The following is a 20,459-nucleotide window of genomic DNA, read 5'->3' as shown; positions in this document are numbered from 1 at the left end:
AATCGGTGCGGCGCGCGCATCGGCGCCCCGGATTTCCCTGACTGACAGACAGAAGAGGAGCAAAACGATGCCGAAAGCAATCCGTTACGACCAGCCGGGCGGCCCGGACGTGATGAAGTGGGTCGATGTCGAGGTCGGCGCGCCGAAGGCGGGCGAAGTCCGCATCCGGCAACACGCGGTCGGGCTCAACTACATCGACGTGTATTTCCGCACGGGCCTGTATCCGCAACAACTGCCGGCCGGCCTCGGGATGGAGGCGGCGGGCGAGGTGACGGCCGTCGGCGACGGCGTGACCGCGTTCAAGGCCGGCGACCGCGTCGCTTACGTCGGCCAGCCGCCCGGCGCGTATGCGCAGGAGCGCGTGATGCCGGCCGAGCGCGTCGTGAAGCTGCCGGACGGCATCAGCTATGACGACGCGGCATCGGTGATGCTGCAGGGCCTGACCGCGCACTATCTGCTGCGCCGCACGTACCCGGTGAAGGCCGGCGACACGATCCTGATCCATGCGGCGGCCGGCGGCGTGGGCTTGCTCGTGTGCCAGTGGGCAAAGGCGCTCGGCGCGACCGTGATCGGTACGGTCGGCTCCGACGAGAAGGCCGAGCTCGCGAAGGCGCACGGCTGCGATCATCCGATCGTCTACACGCGCGAGAACTTCACGCAGCGCGTGAAAGAGATCACGAACGGCGCGGGCGTGCCGGTCGTCTACGATTCGATCGGCAAGGACACCTATATCGGCTCGCTCGACAGCCTCGCGCCGCTCGGCTACTTCGTCAGCTTCGGCAATGCGTCGGGGCCGCTGCCGCCGATCGACTCGAAGGAATTCTCGTCGCGCGGCTCGCTGTTCTTCACGCGACCGACGCTGTTCTCGTACATCGCGAAGCGCGCCGATCTCGAAGCCGCGGCCGCCGAGCTGTTCGACGTGATCCTGTCGGGCAAGGTAAAGACGAACATCAACCAGCGCTACCCGCTCGCCGAAGTCGGTCGCGCGCATGCCGATCTGGAAGCACGCAAGACCACCGGCTCGACGATCCTCGTTCCCTGACGCATCCTTTCTCGTGCCGGCGTCACGCCGGCACATCCCCGGGCGGCGCCGGCGGGCCGCCCGTCCTGCCTCCTGTCTCCTGTCTTCCGGCCTGTCCGACGTCCCGTCCACTGTTCCCGCTGTACGCGTTTACGCGTTTTTTACACCCGCCCCGATACCTTTGACCTGCCCTTTACGCGCGTTCCCATAAGGTTCTAGTCGTCCGATTTCGACGACGGAGAACAAAAAATGGATGGGGTTTTCATCGGCGCACTGGTGCTCTTCACCGCGCTGATCCTCGGTTTGCTTGCCGGTTGCGACAAGCTCGTGCAATACGGTCGCGGGGGGCGGGCATGACCTGGATGCTTTGGCTGGCGGGCGCCTCGACGGCCCTGCTGTTCGCGTATCTCGTCTTTGCGCTGCTGCGCGCGGAGGATATCGAATGAACGCGAACAACCTGTTGCAGATGGTGCTGTTCATCGTCGTGCTGCTGGCGGCGGCCGTACCGGTCGCGCGCTACCTGAGCGCGGTGATGGACGGCAGCTCGCGCGTCGTGCGCGTGTTCGGGCCGCTCGAACGCGCGCTGTACCGCATCGCCGGCGTCGATGCGGGCACCGAAATGAACTGGAAGCAGTACACGGTCGCGACGATTGCATTCAACGCGCTCGGCGTGCTGTTCCTTTATGCGCTGCTGCGCCTGCAGGGCTTCCTGCCCGGCAACCCGCAGCAGTTCGGCGCGATGACGCCCGACGGCGCGTTCAACACGGCCGTCAGTTTCGTCGCCAACACGAACTGGCAGGACTACACGCCCGAGCAGACCGTCAGCTATCTGTCGCAGATGCTCGGCCTGACGGTGCAGAACTTCCTGTCGGCGGCGACCGGCATCGTCGTCGTGATCGCGCTGATCCGCGGTTTCGCGCGCCACACCGCGCAGACGATCGGCAACTTCTGGGTCGATCTCACGCGCGTGACGCTGTACGTGCTCGTGCCGATGGCGGCGCTCGTCGCCGCGCTGCTGATGAGCCAGGGCGTGCTGCAGAACATGAAGGCGTACCAGGACGTGCCCGTGCTGCAGGCGAGCACCTATGCGGCGCCGAAGCTCGACGCGCAGGGCAACCCGGTGAAGGACGACAAGGGCAACGCGGTCACGGTGCCGACTCCGCTCACGAAGCAGACGCTCGCGATGGGGCCGGTAGCGTCCCAGGAAGCGATCAAGATGCTCGGCACCAACGGCGGCGGCTTCTTCAACGCGAACTCCGCGCACCCGTACGAGAACCCGACGCCGTTCGCGAACTTCATCGAGATCTTCGCGATCCTGATCATCCCGGCCGCGCTGTGCCTGGTGTTCGGCCGCATGATCGGCGACCGCCGGCAGGGCATCGCGGTGCTCGCGGCGATGACGGTCGCGTTCGCGGTCGCGACCGTCGTCGAGGTGAGCGCCGAGCAGGGCGGCAACCCGACGCTCGCCGCACTGCACGTCGACCAGTCGGCCGGCGCGCTGCAGCCGGGCGGCAACATGGAAGGCAAGGAAACCCGCTTCGGGATCGCGCAGACCGGCATCTTCACGGTCGCGACGACGGCCGCGTCGTGCGGCGCGGTCGACGCGATGCACGATTCGCTGACGCCGGTCGGCGGTCTCGTGCCGATGCTGCTGATGCAGCTCGGCGAGGTGGTCTTCGGCGGGGTCGGCTCGGGCCTCTACGGGATGCTCGTGTTCGCGCTGCTCGCGGTGTTCGTCGCCGGCCTGATGATCGGCCGCACGCCGGAATACGTCGGCAAGAAGATCGAATCGTACGAGATGAAGATGGTGTCGATCGTCGTGCTGCTCACGCCGCTGCTCGTGCTGGTCGGCACGTCGATCGCGGTGCTGGCGGACGCGGGCAAGGCCGGCATCGCGAACCCGGGCCCGCACGGCTTCTCGGAAATCCTCTATGCGTTCAGCTCGGCCGCGAACAACAACGGCAGCGCGTTCGCGGGCCTGACGGTCGGCACGCCGTTCTACAACTGGATGACCGCGATCGCGATGTGGTTCGGCCGCTTCGGCACGATCGTGCCGGTGCTGGCGATCGCAGGCTCGCTCGCCGCGAAGAAGCGCATCGCGGTGACGAGCGGCACGCTGCCGACCCACGGCCCGCTGTTCGTCGTGCTGCTGCTCGGCACCGTGCTGCTGGTGGGCGCGCTGACCTACGTGCCGGCGCTCGCGCTCGGCCCGGGCGTCGAGCACCTGATGATGTGGCTGGGCGCGTGAGGCGCGCCCGCATGGCGACACATTGAAAAGACTGAAGAGCTTGAAGAGATCGCAATGACTCAACATTCCGCAACACGGTCCATGTTCGATCCGGCGCTGCTGCGCCCGGCGATCGTGGATTCGTTCAAGAAACTCACGCCGCGCACGCAGTTCCGCAACCCGGTGATGTTCTGCGTGTACGTCGGCAGCATCCTCACCACGATCCTGTGGATCGCGGCGCTCGCCGGCCAGGCCGAGGCGCCCGCGGGCTTCATCCTCGCGATCGCGCTGTGGCTGTGGTTCACCGTGCTGTTCGCGAACTTCGCCGAAGCGCTCGCCGAAGGACGCTCGAAGGCGCAGGCCGCGTCGCTGCGCAGCGCGAAGAAGGACGTGATGGCGAAGAAGCTGAACGAGCCGCATCCGAAGTCGCCGATCCGCATCACGACCGCGTCCGACCTGCGCAAGGGCGACGTGGTGCTGGTCGAGACCGGCGACGTGATCCCGGCCGACGGCGAGGTCGTCGACGGCGTCGCGTCGGTCGACGAGTCGGCGATCACCGGCGAATCCGCGCCGGTGATTCGCGAATCGGGCGGCGACTTCTCGTCGGTGACGGGCGGCACGCGCGTGCTGTCCGACTGGATCGTCGTCAAGGTCACCGCGAACCCCGGCGAGGCGTTTCTCGACCGGATGATCGCGATGGTCGAAGGCGCGAAGCGCAAGAAGACGCCGAACGAGGTCGCGCTGACGATCCTGCTCGTCGCGCTGACGATCGTGATGCTGCTCGCGACCGCGACGCTGCTGCCGTTCTCGATGTTCTCGGTCGAGGCGATGAAGGCCGGCCACGTGGTGACGATCACCGCGCTGGTCGCACTGCTCGTGTGCCTGATCCCGACGACGATCGGCGGGTTGCTGTCCGCGATCGGCGTGGCCGGCATGAGCCGGATGATGCAGGCCAACGTGATCGCGACGTCGGGCCGCGCGGTGGAAGCGGCCGGCGACGTCGACGTGCTGCTGCTCGACAAGACCGGCACGATCACGCTCGGCAACCGCCAGGCGTCGACGTTCGTGCCGGCGCCGGGCGTGACCGAGGAAGCGCTGGCCGATGCCGCGCAACTGTCGTCGCTCGCGGACGAAACGCCGGAAGGGCGCAGCATCGTCGTGCTCGCGAAGGAGCGCTTCAACATTCGCCAGCGCGACATGGCGCAACTGCACGCGACGTTCCTCGGCTTTTCCGCGCAGACGCGGATGAGCGGCGTCGACCTGCCCGGCCGCGAGATCCGCAAGGGCGCGGCCGACGCGATCCGCCGCTACGTCGAAACCCACGGCAGCCGCTTCCCCGAAGAAGTGCGCCGCGCGGTGGACGACGTCGCGCGCCGCGGCAGCACGCCGCTCGTCGTGGCCGACCTGCAGGACGGGGCGGCGCGCGTGCTCGGCGTGATCGAGCTGAAGGACATCGTGAAGGGCGGCATCAAGGAGCGCTTCGCGGAACTGCGCAAGATGGGCATCAAGACCGTGATGGTGACGGGCGACAACCGGCTGACGGCCGCGGCGATCGCGGCGGAAGCGGGCGTCGACGATTTCCTCGCGGAAGCGACGCCGGAAACCAAGCTCGCGACGATTCGCGAGCATCAGGCGGCGGGGCGCCTCGTCGCGATGACCGGCGACGGCACCAACGACGCGCCGGCGCTCGCGCAGGCCGACGTCGCGGTCGCGATGAACACCGGCACGCAGGCGGCGAAGGAAGCCGGCAACATGGTCGACCTCGACTCGAACCCGACGAAGCTGATCGAGATCGTCGAGATCGGCAAGCAGATGCTGATGACGCGCGGGTCGCTCACCACGTTCTCGATCGCGAACGACATCGCGAAGTACTTCGCGATCATCCCGGCCGCGTTCGTGACGACCTACCCGCAACTGCGCGTGCTCGACATCATGCATCTGACGTCGCCGGCGTCCGCGATCCTGTCGGCCGTGATCTTCAATGCGTTGATCATCGTCGCGCTGATCCCGCTCGCGCTGAAGGGTGTGACTTACCGGCCGCTCGGCGCCGCGTCGCTGCTGCGCCGCAACCTGCTGGTGTACGGCCTCGGCGGCGTGCTGCTGCCGTTCCCGTTCATCAAGCTGATCGACATGACGCTCGCCGCGCTCGGCTGGGCCTGAGCCGGCCGTTCTTGAAGGAACCATCATGAAAACGTTGATTCGCCCGCTCGTCGTGCTGTTCGTCATCCTGACCGCCGTGACGGGGCTCGCTTACCCGGCCGTGATGACCGTGTTCGGTCAGGCCGTGTTCCCGTCGCAGGCCAACGGCAGCCTGATCGAGCAGAACGGCAAGGTCGTCGGCTCCGCGCTGATCGGCCAGCCGTTCGACGCGCCGAAATACTTCTGGGGCCGGCTGTCGGCCACCGCGCCGATGCCGTACAACGCGGCAGGCTCCGGCGGCTCGAACCTCGGCCCGTTGAACCCGTCGCTCGCCGACCAGGTGAAGGCGCGCATCGCCGCGCTGCGCGACGCGGGCACCGATCTGTCGAAGCCGGTGCCGGTCGACCTCGTGACGGCGTCGGCGAGCGGTCTCGATCCGGAAATCACGCCGGCGGCGGCCGCGTATCAGGTCGAGCGCGTCGCGAAGGCGCGCAACCTGACGCCGGACGCGGTCGCGCAACTCGTCGCCGCGAACACGACGGGCCGCCAGTTCGGCGTGCTCGGCGAGCCGCGCGTGAACGTGCTGAAGCTGAATCTCGCGCTCGACGCGGCGCAGGCCGCACACTGAGCGTGCGTGCGGGCTCCCCGGCGCGGCTGGCTGCGCGCCGGGCCCGACTTCGTTTCGACGGCGCTCGCGCCGTCTTTGCCTTTTGCGGCGATTTGGAACCACAATGGCTGTATCTCGCGCGCCATCCGGCGTGTCGCCCTCCTGACGCATGAACCGCCCCGATCCAGACCAACTCCTCGACAAGCTGCAGCGCGATGAAGAAAAGCAGCGGCGCGGCCAGCTCAAGATCTTCTTCGGCGCGTCCGCCGGCGTCGGCAAGACCTACGCGATGCTGCAGGCGGCGCGCCAGCGCGTGCAGGAAGGCGTCGACGTCGTCGTCGGCATCGTCGAGACCCACGGCCGTGCCGAAACCGCCGCGCTGCTCGACGGCCTCGACGTGCTGCCGCCCGCCCGCATCGACTATCGCGGCCGCCCGCTCGCCGAATTCGATCTCGACGGCGCGCTCGCGCGTGCGCCGCAACTGATCCTCGTCGACGAGCTCGCGCATTCGAACGTGCAGGGCGCACGGCACCTGAAGCGCTGGCAGGACGTCTACGAGCTGCTCGACGCGGGCATCGACGTGTATACGACCGTCAACGTCCAGCACCTCGAAAGCCTGAACGACGTGGTCGGCGCGATCACCGGCATCCGCGTGTGGGAGACGGTGCCCGATCGCGTGTTCGACGCGGCCGACGAAGTCACGCTCGTCGACCTGCCGGCCGAGGAACTGCTCGAGCGGATGCGCGACGGCAAGGTCTATCTCGCGCAGCAGGCCGAGCGCGCGGTGCGCAACTTCTTCCGCAAGGGCAACCTGATCGCGCTGCGCGAACTCGCGCTGCGGCGCACGGCCGATCGCGTCGACGCGCAGATGCGCGAGTACCGCGCCGACCGTTCGATCCAGCGCATCTGGCAGGCGCGCGAGCGGCTGCTGGTGTGCGTCGGGCCCGGCCCCGAAGCGCCGACGCTCGTGCGCGCGGCGGCGCGCCTCGCGGCGAGCCTGAAGGCCGACTGGATCGCCGTGTACGTCGAGACGCCGCGCCTGCAGCGGCTGCCCGACGCGCGGCGGCAGCGCACGCTCGACGCGCTGAAGCTCGCGGCCGAACTCGGCGCGGAGACGGCCACGCTCGCCGGCGCGGATGCGGTCGCCGCGCTGATCGGCTATGCGAAGGTGCGCAACGTGTCGAAGCTCGTCGCGGGCGGCTCGCCGAAGGTCGGGCTCGTGCGCCGCTTCGCGCGGCCGTTCGGCGAGCAGCTGGCGGAGCGCGCGGGCGACGTCGACCTGATGCTGATTCGCGCGTCCGCGAGCGACGAGGCGCGCGCCGCGCCGCTCGACGCACGGGCGCGCGACTGGCGCGATGCGTTCGCGCAGTTCGGCACGCACCGCTCGCCGCCGCGCCATTACGCGTATGCGGGCGCGATCTGCGCGGCGATCACCGTCGTCGCGAGCGTCGTGTCCGGGCGGCTCGACCTCACGAACCTCGTGATGCTGTACCTGCTCGGCGTGGTGTTCTCGGCGGTGCGGCTCGGGCGCGGCCCGGGCGTGCTGCAGTCGTTCCTGTCGGTGGCCGCGTTCGATTTCTTCTTCGTGCCGCCGCGCATGTCGTTCTCGGTCAGCGACACGCAATACCTGCTGACCTTCTTCGGGATGCTGCTCACGTCGCTCGTGATCAGCCACCTGACGTCGACGCTGACGCGCCAGGCGAGCGTCGCGCAGCGCCGCGAGCGCCGCACCGGCGCGATCTACGCGATGGCGCGCGAGCTCGGCGCGGCGCTGACGACCGAGCAGATCGTCGAGATCGGCAGCCGCCACGTGGGCGAGGTGTTCCGCGCGCGCGTCGCGTTCCTTTTGCCCGACAGCGCGGACCAGGTGCGGCAGAAGATCGAGGAGCCCGATGCGGCCATCACGCTGACCGGTGCCGAGCTCGACAGCGACGTCGGCCAGTGGGTGTACGACCAGCAGAAGCCGGCCGGGCGCGGCACCGATACCTTGCCGGCGACGGCCGCGCTGTACCTGCCGCTGAAGGCGCCGATGCGCACGCGCGGCGTGCTGGCCGTCGCGTCGCGCGAGCCGCGCGAACTCGAGGTGCCCGAGCAGCAGCGGATGCTCGACGCGTTCGCCGCGCAGATCGCGCTGGCGCTGGAGCGCGTGCACTACGTCGAGATCGCGCGCGACGCGCTCGTCAACATGGAGTCCGAGCGGCTGCGCAATTCGCTGTTGTCGGCGATCTCGCACGACCTGCGCACGCCGCTCACGACGATCGTCGGCTTCTCGTCGATGCTAGCGAACGGGCGCGCGGCCGCGCAGGCCGGCGACGCCGCGGCGGCCGGGCGGCTCGCGCAGCGCGAGGGCGAACTCGTCGACGCGATTCACGACGAGGCGCTGCGGATGACGGGCATCGTCACGAACCTGCTCGACATGGCGCGGCTGCAGGCCGGCAGCCTGCAGCTGAAGCGCCAGTGGTCGCTGCTCGAGGAAACGGTCGGCGCTGCGCTCGCCGCCTGCCGGCGCGTGCTCGCGCGCCATCCCGCGCGCGTCGCGCTGCCGGCCGACCTGCCGCTGCTGCAGATGGACGCGGTGCTGATGGAGCGGCTGTTCACCAACCTGTTCGAGAACGCGGCGAAGTACACGCCGCCCGATACGTCGCTCGACATCGGCGCCGAGCGCGTGACCGAGGACGGGCAGCCATTCATTCGCGTGCACGTCGACGATCACGGCCCGGGCCTGCCGGCCGGCATGGAAACGCGGATCTTCGACAAGTTCACGCGCGGCGAGAAGGAATCGGCGACGCCGGGCATCGGGCTCGGCCTCGCGATCTGCCGCGCGATCGTCGAGGCGCACGGCGGTAAAATCGGCGCGCTCAACCGCACCGCGCCCGACGGCCACGTGACGGGCGCGCGCTTCTGGTTCACGCTGCCGGTCGACACGCCGCCGGCCGCCCCCGCCGTGCCCGACGACGAATCCGACCTGCCGGGCGCATCGCCTCCATCCGAGTCATTGCCAGACCATGAGTGAACCCAGCCTGACCGTCGTCCTGATCGAGGACGAAAAGCAGATCCGCCGCTTCGTGCGCGCCGCGCTCGAAGAGGAGGACATCGCGGTGTTCGAGGCCGAGACGGGCAAGCAGGGGCTGATCGACGCGGCGACGCGCAAGCCCGATCTCGTGATCGTCGACCTCGGCCTGCCCGATACCGACGGCCTCGACGTGATCCGCGAGCTGCGCGGCTGGTCCGAGGTGCCGGTGATCGTGCTGTCCGCCCGCACGCAGGAAGAGGAGAAGGTCGCGGCGCTCGACGCGGGCGCCGACGACTACCTGACCAAGCCGTTCGGCGTGTCCGAACTGCGGGCGCGGATGCGCGCGCAACTGCGCCGGCGCAACCAGGGCGGCGCGAACGAGTCGCCGAAGGTGAGCTTCGGCACCGTGACCGTTGATCTCGCGCTGCGCCAGGTGTGGCGCGACGACGCGATCGTGCACCTGACGCCGCTCGAATACCGGCTGCTCGCGACGCTCGTGCGTCACGCGGGGCGCGTGCTCACGCACCGCCAGCTGCTGCGCGACGTGTGGGGGCCGTCGCACGTCGAGAGCCATCACTACCTGCGCATCTACATGGCGCACCTGCGCCAGAAGCTCGAGGCCGATCCCGCGCAGCCCGAGCACATCGTCACCGAGACGGGCGTCGGCTACCGGCTCGTCGGCGCCGTGTGACGGGCGGTGCGCGGCGGCGCATGCGGCCGTGACGCCGCGCATCGGCACGGTTGCGCCGGCGCGACAGTCTCTCGACCGGCGCCGGCCTTGCACACCCGTTGCGCAATCCCCGCTATCCTGACCGTTCCGCGAACGAAAACGAGGAGCGTGCAATGTCCGTCCGTCTGGTCGTCATCTGTGCGCTGGCGCTGGTCGCGCCCGGCGCGTTCGCCCAGCCGTTGCCGCCCGGGCAGCAGCCGCCCGCGCAGGTGGCGCTGGCCAATCCCGCGTCGGTCAACTGCGAGAAGCTCGGCGGTCGCCACGTGATCCGCAACCTGTCGAGCGGGCAGGTCGGGATGTGCGTGTTCGAGGATGGCCGCGTGTGCGAGGAGTGGGCGCTGTACCGCGACGATCGCTGCGTCGGCGGCGGTGCGCCGAAGCGCGTGGCGAACTGACCGCGGCCGCCCGATCGCGCCCCGCATCGGCCGCCGACGTGGCCGGCAGCCGGCAGGTCCGTAAGCCTCTTGTTATACTCGGCGCCGCCCGGGGACGACCCCGGGCCATTCGCTTCAACGGGGACGGCCCCATCCGATCTGGAGTACGTCGAGATGGCGTGGGTATGGTTATTGATCGCCGGTTTGCTGGAAGTGGCCTGGGCGGCCGGCTTGAAATCGTCGGACGGCTTCACGAAGCTCGGTCCGTCGGTGTTTACGATCGTGACGGCGCTGGCCAGCTTCGGGCTGCTCGCGGTCGCGATGCGCCAGTTGCCGCTCGGCACCGCATACGCGGTGTGGACGGGCATCGGCGCGGTCGGCGCGTTCGTGTTCGGTATCGTGATGATGGGCGAGGCGCTGACCGTCGCGCGCGTCGCGAGCGCGGCGCTGATCGTCGCGGGGCTGGTCGGCCTGAAGCTGTCGTCGGCCGCCTGACGACGGGATGCCGGGCGCGCATGCGCCCGGGCGCCATCCCGCACCGCGGAATTGCGCCGGCCGCCCGCCCAGCCTGTCTATAATGGAACGCATTCGGGCCTGAATCCCGTCGTGCTTCTCGCGGCACGCGGTGCCGGTCGCCACGCGCCGCGCGGCCAGTCTGTCCGACCCGATCCGGTCAATCGGCAAAACGCACGGAAAGTGCAAGGAGAGGGCCATGATCGAAGCCATTTCGCTCGGCGCGGGGCTCGCGTGGGCGAGCGGCCTGCGCCTGTACCTGACGGTCCTGATCGCCGGCGTGCTGGCGCGGTTCGGCTGGCTCCATCTGCCCGACACGCTGGCCGTGCTGATGTCGCCGTGGGTCATCGGCGCCGCGGCCGTGCTCACCGTGACCGAATTCCTTGCCGACAAGATCCCCGCGTTCGACTCGCTGTGGGATGCCGTGCATACCTTCATCCGCATTCCGGCCGGCGCCGTGCTCGCGGCCGGCGCGCTTGGCCATGCCGACCCGACCATGCTGGCGGTCGCGGGGCTCGCCGGCGGCTCGCTCGCCGGCGCCGCGCACGTGGCGAAGGCCGGCACGCGCGCGCTGATCAACCTGTCTCCCGAACCGATTTCGAACTGGGTCGCGTCGTCGACCGAGGACGGTCTCGTGGTCGGCGGGCTCGTCCTCGCGTTCTTCGTTCCGCTCGCGTTCCTCGTGCTGCTCGCCGCGTTCATCGCGGCGTCGGCGTGGGCGCTGCCGCGGCTGTGGCGCGGCGTGTCGGGTGGTTTTCGCGGAATGGCGAACCACATGGTGTCGCGGCTCAACTCGATCGGAGGGAAACGCGATTGAAGGGGCCGCAACACGCGGCGCAGCCGCCGGCCGGGCAACCCGGCCATGACGGGCGCGCGCATGCCGGCCGCTTCGGCCTGCGCGACCTGATCCACCAGGCCGCCCGGATGACCGCGCGCGACTGGCGCGCGGGCGAACTGACGCTGCTGGTCCTCGCGCTGGTGCTCGCGGTCGCGGCCCTGACGAGCGTCGGCTTTCTCGCCGACCGCCTGCGCCAGGGGCTCGAGCGCGACGCGCGCCAGATGCTCGGCGCCGATTTCGTCGTGCGCGCCGATCGCCCCGTCGATCCGTCGTTCGACCGGCAGGCCCGCGCGCTGGGCCTGCGTACCGCGACCACCGCCATCTTCCCGAGCATGATCGCGGCCGCCGCGGGCGGCCAGGCGGCCGACGCCGCGCCGTCGCGCCTCGCCGCCGTGAAGGCCGTGTCGCCCGGCTATCCGTTGCGCGGCGCGGTCGAGATCCTGCCGGCCGGTGCCGCCACCACGCGGAAGGCGGCCGCGATTCCCGCGCCGGGCACCGTATGGGCCGATCCGGCGCTGCTCGACGCGCTGCACCTGAAGGCGGGCGATACGGTGCGTGTCGGGCTGCGCACGTTCACGGTCGCCGCGGCGATCACCCGCGAACTCGATCGCGGCTTTTCGTTCGTGAATTTTTCGCCGCGGCTGATGATGCGCGCGGACGAGCTCGCCGCGACGGGGCTCACGGGCTACGGCAGCCGCGTCACGTACCGGCTGCTGGTCGCCGGCGACGCACCGGCCATTGCGCGCTTCGAAACGTATGCGCACCAGCGCGTCGACGGCGGGAAGCTGCGCGGCGTCGGGCTCGAGTCGTTGCAGGAAGGGCAGCCGCAGGTGCGGCAGACGCTGGATCGCGCGCGTCATTTCCTGACGCTCGTCGCGTTGCTGACCGCGCTGCTCGCGGCGGTCGCGATCGCGATGGCCGCGCAGCGCTACATGCGGCGTCATCTCGACGGCTGCGCGACGATGCGCTGCCTCGGCGTGAGCCGCCGCACGCTCGGCGCGCTGTTCGCGCTCGAATTCGTCGGCGTCGGCATCGTGTCGGGCGCCGCGGGCGCGGTGCTGGGCTACGGCGGCCACTGGGCGCTGCTGGCCGCGCTCGGCAGCCTGATCGACGTCGTGCTGCCGCCGCCCACGTTATGGCCGGCGCTGATCGGCATGGGCGCCGCGCTCGTGCTGCTGCTCGGTTTCGCGCTGCCGCCGCTCGTGCCGCTCACGCGCGTGCCGCCGGTACGCGTGCTGCGGCGCGAGTGGGGCGACGCGTCGCGCACCGCGTGGGCCGCGTATGCGATCGGCGTCGTGCTGTTCGCGGGGTTGCTGATCGTGGCCGCCGGCAACCTGAAGCTCGGCCTGATCGTCGCGGGCGGCTTCGCCGGCGCGCTGGTCGGGTTCGCGCTGATCGCCCGGCTCGTGCTGTTCGCCGGCGCGCGCGCGGTGCGCAATGCGCGCGTGGCCGCGGGCGTCGGCTGGCGTTACGCGCTGGCGTCGCTGCACCGGCGCGGCACGGCCAGCGCGCTGCAGATCACCGCGCTCGCGCTCGGCCTGATGTGCCTGCTGTTGATCGCGATCACGCGCAACGACCTCGTGGCGGGCTGGCGGCAGTCGACGCCGCCCGATGCGCCGAACCAGTTCCTGATCGACATCCAGCCCGACCAGCGCGCCGATGTCGCCGCCTATCTGGCCGCGCACGGCGTGCGCGACGCGGTGCCCGCGCCGATGGTGCGCGGCCGCCTCGTCGCGATCAACGGCAAGCCGGTGAATCCGGACGCGTATCCTTCCGAAGAGGCGCGCCGGCTCGTCGATCGCGAGTTCAACCTGTCGTATACGACCGAACTGCCGTCCGACAACCGGATCGTCGAAGGCGACTGGTTCGGCAACGCGGCCACGCCGCAGATCTCGATCGAAGCCGGCCTCGCGAAGACGCTGAACGTGAAACCGGGCGACACGCTGCGCTTCGACGTGACGGGGCTGACGGTCGATGCGCCGATCACCAGCGTGCGCAAGCTCGACTGGGGCTCGTTCCGCGTCAACTTCTTCGTGCTGATGCCGCCGCCGGTGCTGAAGGATTTCCCCGCCGTCTACCTGACGAGCTTCCATCTGCCGGCCTCGAACGCCGCGCTGCTCGATCCGCTGATCGCGCGCTACCCGAACCTGACCGCGATCGACGTCGCGCCGATCCTCGCGCAATTGCAGCGGATGATGCTGCAGGTGGTCGGAGCGGTGCAGTTCCTGTTCGCGTTCACGCTCGCGGCCGGCGTGCTCGTGCTGTACACGGCGCTCGCCGGCTCGCGGGACGAGCGCGTGCGCGAGGCCGCGCTGCTGCGTGCGCTCGGCGCGTCGCGCGCGCAGGTCAACGCAGTGCAGCGCGCGGAATTCGTCGTGGTCGGCGCGCTGGCCGGCACGCTCGCGTCGGCGGGCGCGAGCGCGGTCGGCTGGGTGCTCGCGTCGCGCGTGTTCGACTTCCAGCTCGCCGTCGATCCGTGGCTCGTGCCGGCGGGCATCGCGGCCGGTGTCGTCTGCGCCGGTGCGGCCGGCTGGCTGAGCCTGCATAATGTGTTGCGGCGCCCCGCGCTGCAGTCGCTGCGCGATGCCTGAGCGTCGCCCGCGGCCTCGAAGATCCCGTTTTCCGACTATCCGTAATGACCGATGTGAATGACGATGCGCCGGCGCAGCCGACGGCGTTCGAACTCGTGGGCGGCGAAGCCCGCGTGCGCGAAATGGTGGACCGTTTCTACGACCTGATGGACCTCGAGCCCGAGTTCGCGCAGATTCGCGCGCTGCATCCGCCGTCGCTCGACGGTTCGCGCGACAAGCTGTTCTGGTTCCTGTGCGGCTGGCTCGGCGGCCCCGACCACTACATCAGCCGGTTTGGCCATCCGCGGCTGCGCGCGCGGCACCTGCCGTTCCCGATCGCGTCGGTCGAGCGCGACCAGTGGCTGCGCTGCATGGCGTGGGCGATGGAGGACGTCGGGTTGCCGGAGCCGCTGCGCGAGCGGCTCATGCATTCGTTCTACGACACGGCCGACTGGATGCGCAACCGGCCCGGTTGATCGACCGGTACGCCGCTGTCCGCGCGCGGGACGATCTGCGTCTGGGCGCACGAGCGGCCCGGCGCGACACTGGCCGTTTCTCCATCGATACGAGGCTTGCCCGATGACGACACAAGCGCTGTTTCGCGAAGACGCGTACCTCACGCAATGCGAGGCGATCGTCCAGGCCGTCGGCGACGACGGCATCCGGCTCGACCGCACCGTGTTCTATCCGCTCGGCGGCGGCCAGGCCGGCGACACCGGCACGCTGACTTTGCCCGACGGCAGTACGATCGCGATTGCCGACACGCGCAAGGCGAAGTTCGACGGCGCGACGCCCGACGACGCCGTCCACGTGCCCGCGCCGGGCCAGGAGGCGAGCGTCGCGACGCTCGCCCCCGGTACGCGCGTGGTCGCGGAGATCGACTGGCTGCGCCGCTACCGGCACATGCGTCTGCACACGGCCGCGCACCTGATGTGCGCGGTGCTGCCGTACGCGGTCGACGGCTGCAGCGTGACGGCCGACTACGTGCGGCTCGATTTCGCGACTTCCGACGCGATAGACCGCGACGACGTCGAGCGGCGCCTCGCGGACTTCGTCGTCGGCGCGCATCCGGTCACGACCGAATGGATCACCGACGACGAGATGGCCGAGCGTCCCGAACTCGTGCGCACGATGAGCGTGAAGCCGCCGATGGGCCTCGGCCGCGTGCGGCTGTTGCGCATCGAAAACGTCGACCTGCAGCCGTGCGGCGGCACGCATGTGCGCAACACATCCGAAATCGGCGGGTTGCGGGTTGCGAAACTGGAAAAGAAGAGCGCGCGCACACGGCGCCTCGTACTGGAGTTTGCATGACGGTCGATACCGGGAAAACAGGCGCGGCGGCGCTCGATCCGCAAGCAAGGGAGATTCTCGATTTCTGGTTCGGCGAGCCGGGCTCGGCCGAATTCGGGCAGAACCGCAAGGTCTGGTTCAACGGCGGCGTCGCGTTCGACGACGTGCTGCGCACGCGTTACGGCGCACTGCTCGACGCCGCGTGCGACGGCGCCTGCGATCACTGGGCCGATTCGCCGTCGGGCGCGCTGGCGTTGATCGTCGTGCTCGACCAGTTCTCGCGCAACATCCATCGCGGCACGCCGCGCGCGTTCGCCGCCGATCCGAAAGCGCTCGCGCTCGCCCGCCGCGTCGTCGCGGCCGGCTGGGACACCCGGTTGCCGAGCGGCCATCACCGTGCGTTCGCGTATCTGCCGTTCGAGCACGACGAGTCGGTCGAGAGCCAGCGCGAGGCCGTGCGCCTGTGCGCGGGCATCCGCGACGAGGCCGGATGCGAGAGCTATCACCGCTTCGCGTTGCTGCATGCGGCGATCGTCGAGCGCTTCGGCCGCTTTCCGCACCGGAACGCGATTCTCGGTCGCGCGTCGACCGACGAGGAAACGGCGTTTCTGCGAGAGCCCGGCTCGTCGTTCTGACGATCCGTACGTTGGCGAGATGAGGGAACGGGGCGGCTAACGCCCGGGCGCTTGCGGGTTCGTGCAGGCGCGGGTGCGGCAGCACGGGCTGCGCACCGGTCGGCCGGATTGCCGCGACCTATGCCGAAGAGGAAAGTGAAGGCGGGCAGGACGGCGCATCGCGCCGTCCTGTATCACTGCAGGTGCTGTTCGGGCGTGCGCACGTAGACGCGCAGCAATTCCTCGTTGTCGCCCGGGCGGGCGCCCGCCCAGAACAGCTTCCATTCGCTGCCCGGCGCGGGATCGACGGCCCGCACGCCCTGCACGATCATCCACGTGCAGCGCGTCGTCTTCGCGTCGTCGATCGGCGTGTGCTCGATGCCGGAGAAGTAGTACAGCATCGGCGCTTCCGATTCGCCGAGCCCATGCAGGCTCGCCATGCAGTCGCCGTCGTTCCATTCGAGCGCGAGATGCGCGTTCAGGTCGTCGAACACCGAGCGGTAGCTCTTCGCGACGTCGAGCCACGGCAGCAGCAGCGTATAGATGAGCCCCCAAGCGACAATCGCGCCGGCGCCCCACGACAGCGCGCCGCGCCACAGCCCCGTCGTGCGCAGCTTCGGCAGCAGCGTCAGCCAGCCGACCGTCAGCGCGAGCGCGCCGGTCACGAGCGCGGGCTGGATCGGCATCGTCCAGTCGAGCGGCAGCCAGCGGCCGAGCAGCGCGAGATCCGCGCGCGACGCGGCCGGATCGGCCATCACCGCCCAGATCGCCCACGCGAGCACGACCACCGTGCCGAACAGGATGCGGCTCAGGTAATCCCACGCGAGATGCAGCCGGCGCGGCAGGCGCTCGATTGCCTGCGCGGCGACCAGTGCGAGCGGCGCGAAGAACGGCAGGATGTAGAGCTGGCGCGACGTCGCGGACACCTGCAGCACCACGAGCCCGATGCCGGCGAACAGCACGGGCAGCGCGATGCGCGGCGCACGCCAGTCGCGCCATGCGCCGCGGGCGAGCGCGACGATCGCGAGCGGCGCGACCGGGAAGCCGACGGTGAGGAACGCGCGCAGGATGAAGAACGGCTTGTCGTTTTCCGCGCCCAGTTCGGGCACGGAGAAACCGAAGAAGCGACCGACGTTGTTGTCCCAGAACCACGTCATGAACAGCGTTTCGGAGCGCAGGAACAGCGCGGTCGGCCAGATCAGCGCGAACGGCGCGAACACGAGTGCGGCGACGCCCAGCGCGCGTGCGAACGAGCGGGTGCGGCAGGCCGGGTAGAGCACCAGCGTGCACACGAGCGTGGCCGCGAACACGAGCGGCACGAACAGCCCTTTCGCCATCAGCGCGATGCCGACGCCCGCGCCGAAGATCGGCGCGGCCCAGCGGCTCGCCGGATGTATCGGCAGCCCGTGCCGCATCTGCTGCGCCTGCGCGACATGCTGCATCACGAGTTCGAGCAGCCCGCAGAACCCGATTGCCGTGCCGGCAAACAACGCGACGTCCGTCATCATGTCGTGCACGTGCTTGATGACGACGAGCGTGCCGGCGCTGAGTACCACCGGGCCGAGCACGCGCAGGTCGAACCAGGTGTCCGCGCGACTGGCCACGCGGGCCGCGCGTGCGATGAAGCCGAACGCGAGCGCGGCGAACAGGGCACTCGCCAGGCGCGCCGCGTCGTGCAGCGGCATCACGCGCTGCAGCAGCCACGCGAGGCTGGTCCCGACCCATGCGTAAAGCGGCGGCTTTTCCATGAACGGCAGGCCGGCATTGGTCGGCACGACGAAGTCGCCGGTCTCGAGCATGTGCTGGATGATGCCGAACGTGTAGGTTTCGTCCTGTTTCCACGGATCGTGGCCGAGCACACCGGGCAGCGTGTACGCGCACACCAGTGCGGCGACGAACAGCCAGGCGCGCCAGCCGAGCAGCAGCGAGCGGTCGCGCGGGGCGCTGATCGTGGCGGTCGAGGCGGCGACGGGCGGGGCGGCGACGTCGAGCGTCGCGAGGACGTCGGTATCGGCGGTCGAGCGGGTGTGCGCGGCCGGGGCGGGCACGGACGTGCGTCGCCGGCTGGGCGCTGCGGTTCCAGGCATGGAAAAGATCTCGGGTCGAGTCGAGCCGGTCCGGCGACATGGGCTGGACCGATAAGGGGCTACATCCGGGGTAACGGACAGCGTGTTTGAGACACCTGTCTGAATGGCCGCTAGTAGAGCACGGAATTGTTACGGATGTTTACTGGAAGTGTCACGGAATTGTGGAGATTTGTGGCGCCGTGACTACGAGGCGGTTTCGATCGCTGTATTGTTGCGCCGCGCGTCAGCTTAGCGGCCGCCGCCGACGTCGAGCAGGGCGCCCGTCGTGTAGGACGCCGCGTCGCCGAGCAGCCAGACGATTGCTTCCGCGATCTCTTGCGCCTCGCCCGCTCGGCCGAGCGGCGTCTGCGCGCCGAGGCGGGCTGCGCGGCCCGGCTGGCCGCCGCTTGCATGAATTTCGGTCTCGATCAGGCCGGGGCGCACCGCGTTGACGCGCACGCCATGCGGGCCGAGTTCCTTTGCCAGGCCGATCGTCAGCGAATCGACCGCGCCTTTCGAGCCCGCGTAGTCGACGTACTCGTTCGGCGAGCCGAGCCGCGACGCGATCGACGACACGTTGACGATCGCGCCGCCGCGGCCGCCACGGTCGGTCGACAGCCGGCGCGCCGCTTCCCGCGCGCACAGATAGGCGCCGAGCACGTTGGTATCGAACATCCGCCGCAGCCGGTCGACCGGCATGTCGGCGAGCGGCATCGACGGTGCGACGATGCCTGCATTGTTCACGAGCGCGTCGAGGCGCCCGAACTCGGTCGCAACCGTATCGAACATCGCGACGACGTCCGTCTCGTTCGCGACATCGCCCGCGACGATGCACGCGCGGCCGCCCGCGTCGCGCACGGCCTGCGCGGTCAGTTCGGCCGCCGCCGCGTCGCGCGCGTAGTTGATGCCGACGTCCCAGCCGCGTTCGGCCGCCAGCACGGCGGTCGCGCGGCCGATGCCGCGGCTCGCGCCGGTGATGAGGACTGCCTTGCGGTCGGACGGTGCGGTCATCGCGTGCGGTTTCCGGTGCGGATCACTTCGCTGCGTCGGGCGCCCACTTGTCGCGGGCGGGCGGCTGGTAGTGGCGCAGCCGCTCGATCAGCGCGACGGGTTCCGATTCGACGCACAGCGCGTCGAAATAGGCAGGCCGCATGAAGCCTTCGTCGACCGTATGGCGCAGCAGCGCGATCAGCGGATCGTAGAACGAATCGATGTTGTAGAGCGCGACGGGCTTGCGGTGATAGCCGAGCTGCGCCCACGTGTAGACCTCGAAGAGCTCCTCGAGCGTGCCGGCGCCGCCGGGCATCGCGACGAACGCGTCGGAGAGGTCGGCCATCATTTTCTTGCGATGGTGCATGTCGGGCACGACGTGCAGTTCCGACAGCCCCGTATGGCCGACTTCCTTGTCGACGAGCAGCTCGGGGATCACGCCGACCGCCCGGCCGCCGGCCGCCATCACTTCGTCGGCGATCACGCCCATCAGGCCGACGCGGCCGCCGCCGTACACGAGCGTGAGGCCCGCATCGACGAGCGCGCGGCCGAACGCGCGCGCGGCGTCGGCATAGACGGGCCGCACGCCGGACGACGAGCCGCAGTAAACGCAGACTGCCTTCATTGCTTGGAATCCTTGGAGGACGCCTGCCCGGTGACGACGGGGCTGTCGGCGGGGCGCGGGGAGCCGTCGCGCGGCGGCAGGTAGTCGGTGAACTGGCGCTTGGGCAGCTTGCCGGAGACGAGGTCGTCGAACAGCTGGCGCGAACGGCCGCGCAGGTACGGGGCCATGATCGAGATCACGTGCATGCTCACCTGGTGCAGCTCTTCGCGGATCGCGTCCTGGTCGTTGTATTTGCGCGGATGCATCACGTACTGGTACGACAGCCAGTAGGTCGAGATCACCGCCATGTTGGTGGCGATGACTTCGATCTCGGCGGGCGTCGCGACCATTTCGGCATCGGAGACGAGCAGCTCGCACATGTCGTGCGCGAAGCGCACCTTGTGGCTGATGATCTGCTTGAAGTGCGTCTCGAGCGTGCGGTTGCGCGCGAGCAGGTCGTTGAGGTCGCGATACAGGAACCGGTAGGTCCACATGAAATCGGCCATGTACTGCAGGTACGACCAGGTTTCGTCGATCGTCGGACGGTGATCTTCGGGGAAGCGCAGCCGCCGTTCGATCTGCTGCTCGAACTGCGCGAAGATGCTGTTGATGATGTCGTCCTTGTTGCGGAAATGGTAGTACAGGTTGCCTGGACTGATTTCCATTTCCTCGGCGATCGTCGTGGTGGTGACGTTCGGCTCGCCGATCTCGTTGAAGAGTTTCAACGACAACTCGAGAATCCGTTCGCGGGTGCGGCGGGGAGGTTTCGCTTCCATGTCGTCCGGCCCTGTGTGTGCCGGACTGGCGGGCGCTGCAATCGATGCTGCGTGATTCGTCCGGCGCGGGTTGCTGTTCTATGTCTA

The 20,459-nt window shown here is 69.5% G+C and carries 18 protein-coding genes; 14 read left to right on the top strand and 4 right to left on the bottom strand.

The features are described 5' to 3' along the window. Positions 1-67: 67 nt before the first annotated feature. The 14 genes from SY91_RS14695 to SY91_RS14630 all read left to right on the top strand — a co-directional run bounded on the left by SY91_RS14695 (position 68) and on the right by SY91_RS14630 (position 15,957). Positions 68-1,042 carry a quinone oxidoreductase family protein gene (locus SY91_RS14695; protein ID WP_023477149.1) on the top strand — a complete coding sequence of 325 codons (975 nt, stop codon included), beginning with the start codon at positions 68-70 and terminating at the stop codon, positions 1,040-1,042. Positions 1,043-1,374: 332 nt separating this feature from the next. Further along, on the top strand, positions 1,375-1,467 hold the full coding sequence (kdpF, locus tag SY91_RS14690) for a K(+)-transporting ATPase subunit F (protein WP_006752209.1): 93 nt from the start codon (positions 1,375-1,377) through the stop codon (positions 1,465-1,467). Further along, complete coding sequence (gene kdpA / locus SY91_RS14685) at positions 1,464-3,269, top strand: potassium-transporting ATPase subunit KdpA (protein WP_023477148.1); 1,806 nt, start codon at positions 1,464-1,466, stop codon at positions 3,267-3,269. Before kdpF ends, kdpA begins: the two co-directional genes overlap by 4 nt. A gap of 54 nt (positions 3,270-3,323) precedes the next feature. Next, positions 3,324-5,408, top strand: a complete 2,085-nt coding sequence (kdpB, locus tag SY91_RS14680; RefSeq protein WP_011545836.1) for a potassium-transporting ATPase subunit KdpB — start codon at positions 3,324-3,326, stop codon at positions 5,406-5,408. 25 nt (positions 5,409-5,433) lie between these two features. Further along, entirely contained in the window at positions 5,434-6,015 is a 582-nt protein-coding gene (gene kdpC / locus SY91_RS14675; RefSeq protein ID WP_043888157.1) for a potassium-transporting ATPase subunit KdpC, read from the top strand. 148 nt (positions 6,016-6,163) lie between these two features. Further along, positions 6,164-9,007 (top strand): DUF4118 domain-containing protein, encoded by a 2,844-nt coding sequence (locus SY91_RS14670; protein ID WP_105798372.1) that lies wholly within the window; start codon positions 6,164-6,166, stop codon positions 9,005-9,007. Continuing rightward, positions 9,000-9,698: a two-component system response regulator KdpE gene (gene kdpE, locus SY91_RS14665; RefSeq protein WP_011545833.1), complete on the top strand. Its 699-nt coding sequence runs from the start codon at positions 9,000-9,002 to the stop codon at positions 9,696-9,698. The genes SY91_RS14670 and kdpE overlap by 8 nt, the downstream gene beginning before the upstream one ends. 152 nt (positions 9,699-9,850) lie before the next feature. Beyond that, positions 9,851-10,132, top strand: coding sequence for a DUF333 domain-containing protein (locus SY91_RS14660; RefSeq protein WP_006478234.1), 282 nt, complete (start codon positions 9,851-9,853; stop codon positions 10,130-10,132). Between the two features lie 153 nt (positions 10,133-10,285). Further along, the gene (gene sugE / locus SY91_RS14655; RefSeq protein ID WP_006497024.1) at positions 10,286-10,606 is read left to right on the top strand and encodes a quaternary ammonium compound efflux SMR transporter SugE; all 321 of its coding nucleotides are present in this window, start codon (positions 10,286-10,288) and stop codon (positions 10,604-10,606) included. Positions 10,607-10,823: 217 nt separating this feature from the next. Continuing rightward, the gene (locus tag SY91_RS14650) at positions 10,824-11,441 is read left to right on the top strand and encodes a DUF4126 domain-containing protein (protein ID WP_006483514.1); all 618 of its coding nucleotides are present in this window, start codon (positions 10,824-10,826) and stop codon (positions 11,439-11,441) included. Beyond that, positions 11,438-14,053 (top strand): ABC transporter permease, encoded by a 2,616-nt coding sequence (locus SY91_RS14645; RefSeq protein ID WP_023477816.1) that lies wholly within the window; start codon positions 11,438-11,440, stop codon positions 14,051-14,053. The genes SY91_RS14650 and SY91_RS14645 overlap by 4 nt, the downstream gene beginning before the upstream one ends. A gap of 44 nt (positions 14,054-14,097) precedes the next feature. Continuing rightward, the gene (locus SY91_RS14640; protein ID WP_006478237.1) at positions 14,098-14,508 is read left to right on the top strand and encodes a group II truncated hemoglobin; all 411 of its coding nucleotides are present in this window, start codon (positions 14,098-14,100) and stop codon (positions 14,506-14,508) included. Positions 14,509-14,611: 103 nt separating this feature from the next. Beyond that, positions 14,612-15,343, top strand: coding sequence for an alanyl-tRNA editing protein (locus tag SY91_RS14635; protein WP_023477818.1), 732 nt, complete (start codon positions 14,612-14,614; stop codon positions 15,341-15,343). Beyond that, positions 15,340-15,957, top strand: a complete 618-nt coding sequence (locus SY91_RS14630) for a DUF924 family protein (RefSeq protein ID WP_023477819.1) — start codon at positions 15,340-15,342, stop codon at positions 15,955-15,957. The genes SY91_RS14635 and SY91_RS14630 overlap by 4 nt, the downstream gene beginning before the upstream one ends. A 173-nt stretch (positions 15,958-16,130) precedes the next feature. Here SY91_RS14630 and SY91_RS14625 read toward each other — a convergent pair whose 3' ends face one another. From SY91_RS14625 to SY91_RS14610, 4 genes are all read right to left on the bottom strand, one after another. Then, on the bottom strand, positions 16,131-18,023 hold the full coding sequence (locus tag SY91_RS14625) for an ArnT family glycosyltransferase (protein WP_043888580.1): 1,893 nt from the start codon (positions 18,021-18,023) through the stop codon (positions 16,131-16,133). Between the two features lie 228 nt (positions 18,024-18,251). Continuing rightward, positions 18,252-19,013 (bottom strand): SDR family oxidoreductase, encoded by a 762-nt coding sequence (locus SY91_RS14620; protein WP_006478241.1) that lies wholly within the window; start codon positions 19,011-19,013, stop codon positions 18,252-18,254. A 22-nt stretch (positions 19,014-19,035) separates the two neighbouring features. Next, entirely contained in the window at positions 19,036-19,617 is a 582-nt protein-coding gene (locus SY91_RS14615; RefSeq protein WP_006478242.1) for a TIGR00730 family Rossman fold protein, read from the bottom strand. Next, entirely contained in the window at positions 19,614-20,372 is a 759-nt protein-coding gene (locus SY91_RS14610) for a TetR/AcrR family transcriptional regulator (protein ID WP_023477823.1), read from the bottom strand. The genes SY91_RS14615 and SY91_RS14610 overlap by 4 nt, the downstream gene beginning before the upstream one ends. Positions 20,373-20,459: the final 87 nt, after the last annotated feature.

The organism is Burkholderia cenocepacia, from assembly GCF_014211915.1.
Lineage (GTDB): Bacteria > Pseudomonadota > Gammaproteobacteria > Burkholderiales > Burkholderiaceae > Burkholderia > Burkholderia orbicola.
Note: the sequence above shows the minus strand (reverse complement) of the source record. Positions and strands in the feature narration are given on the sequence as shown.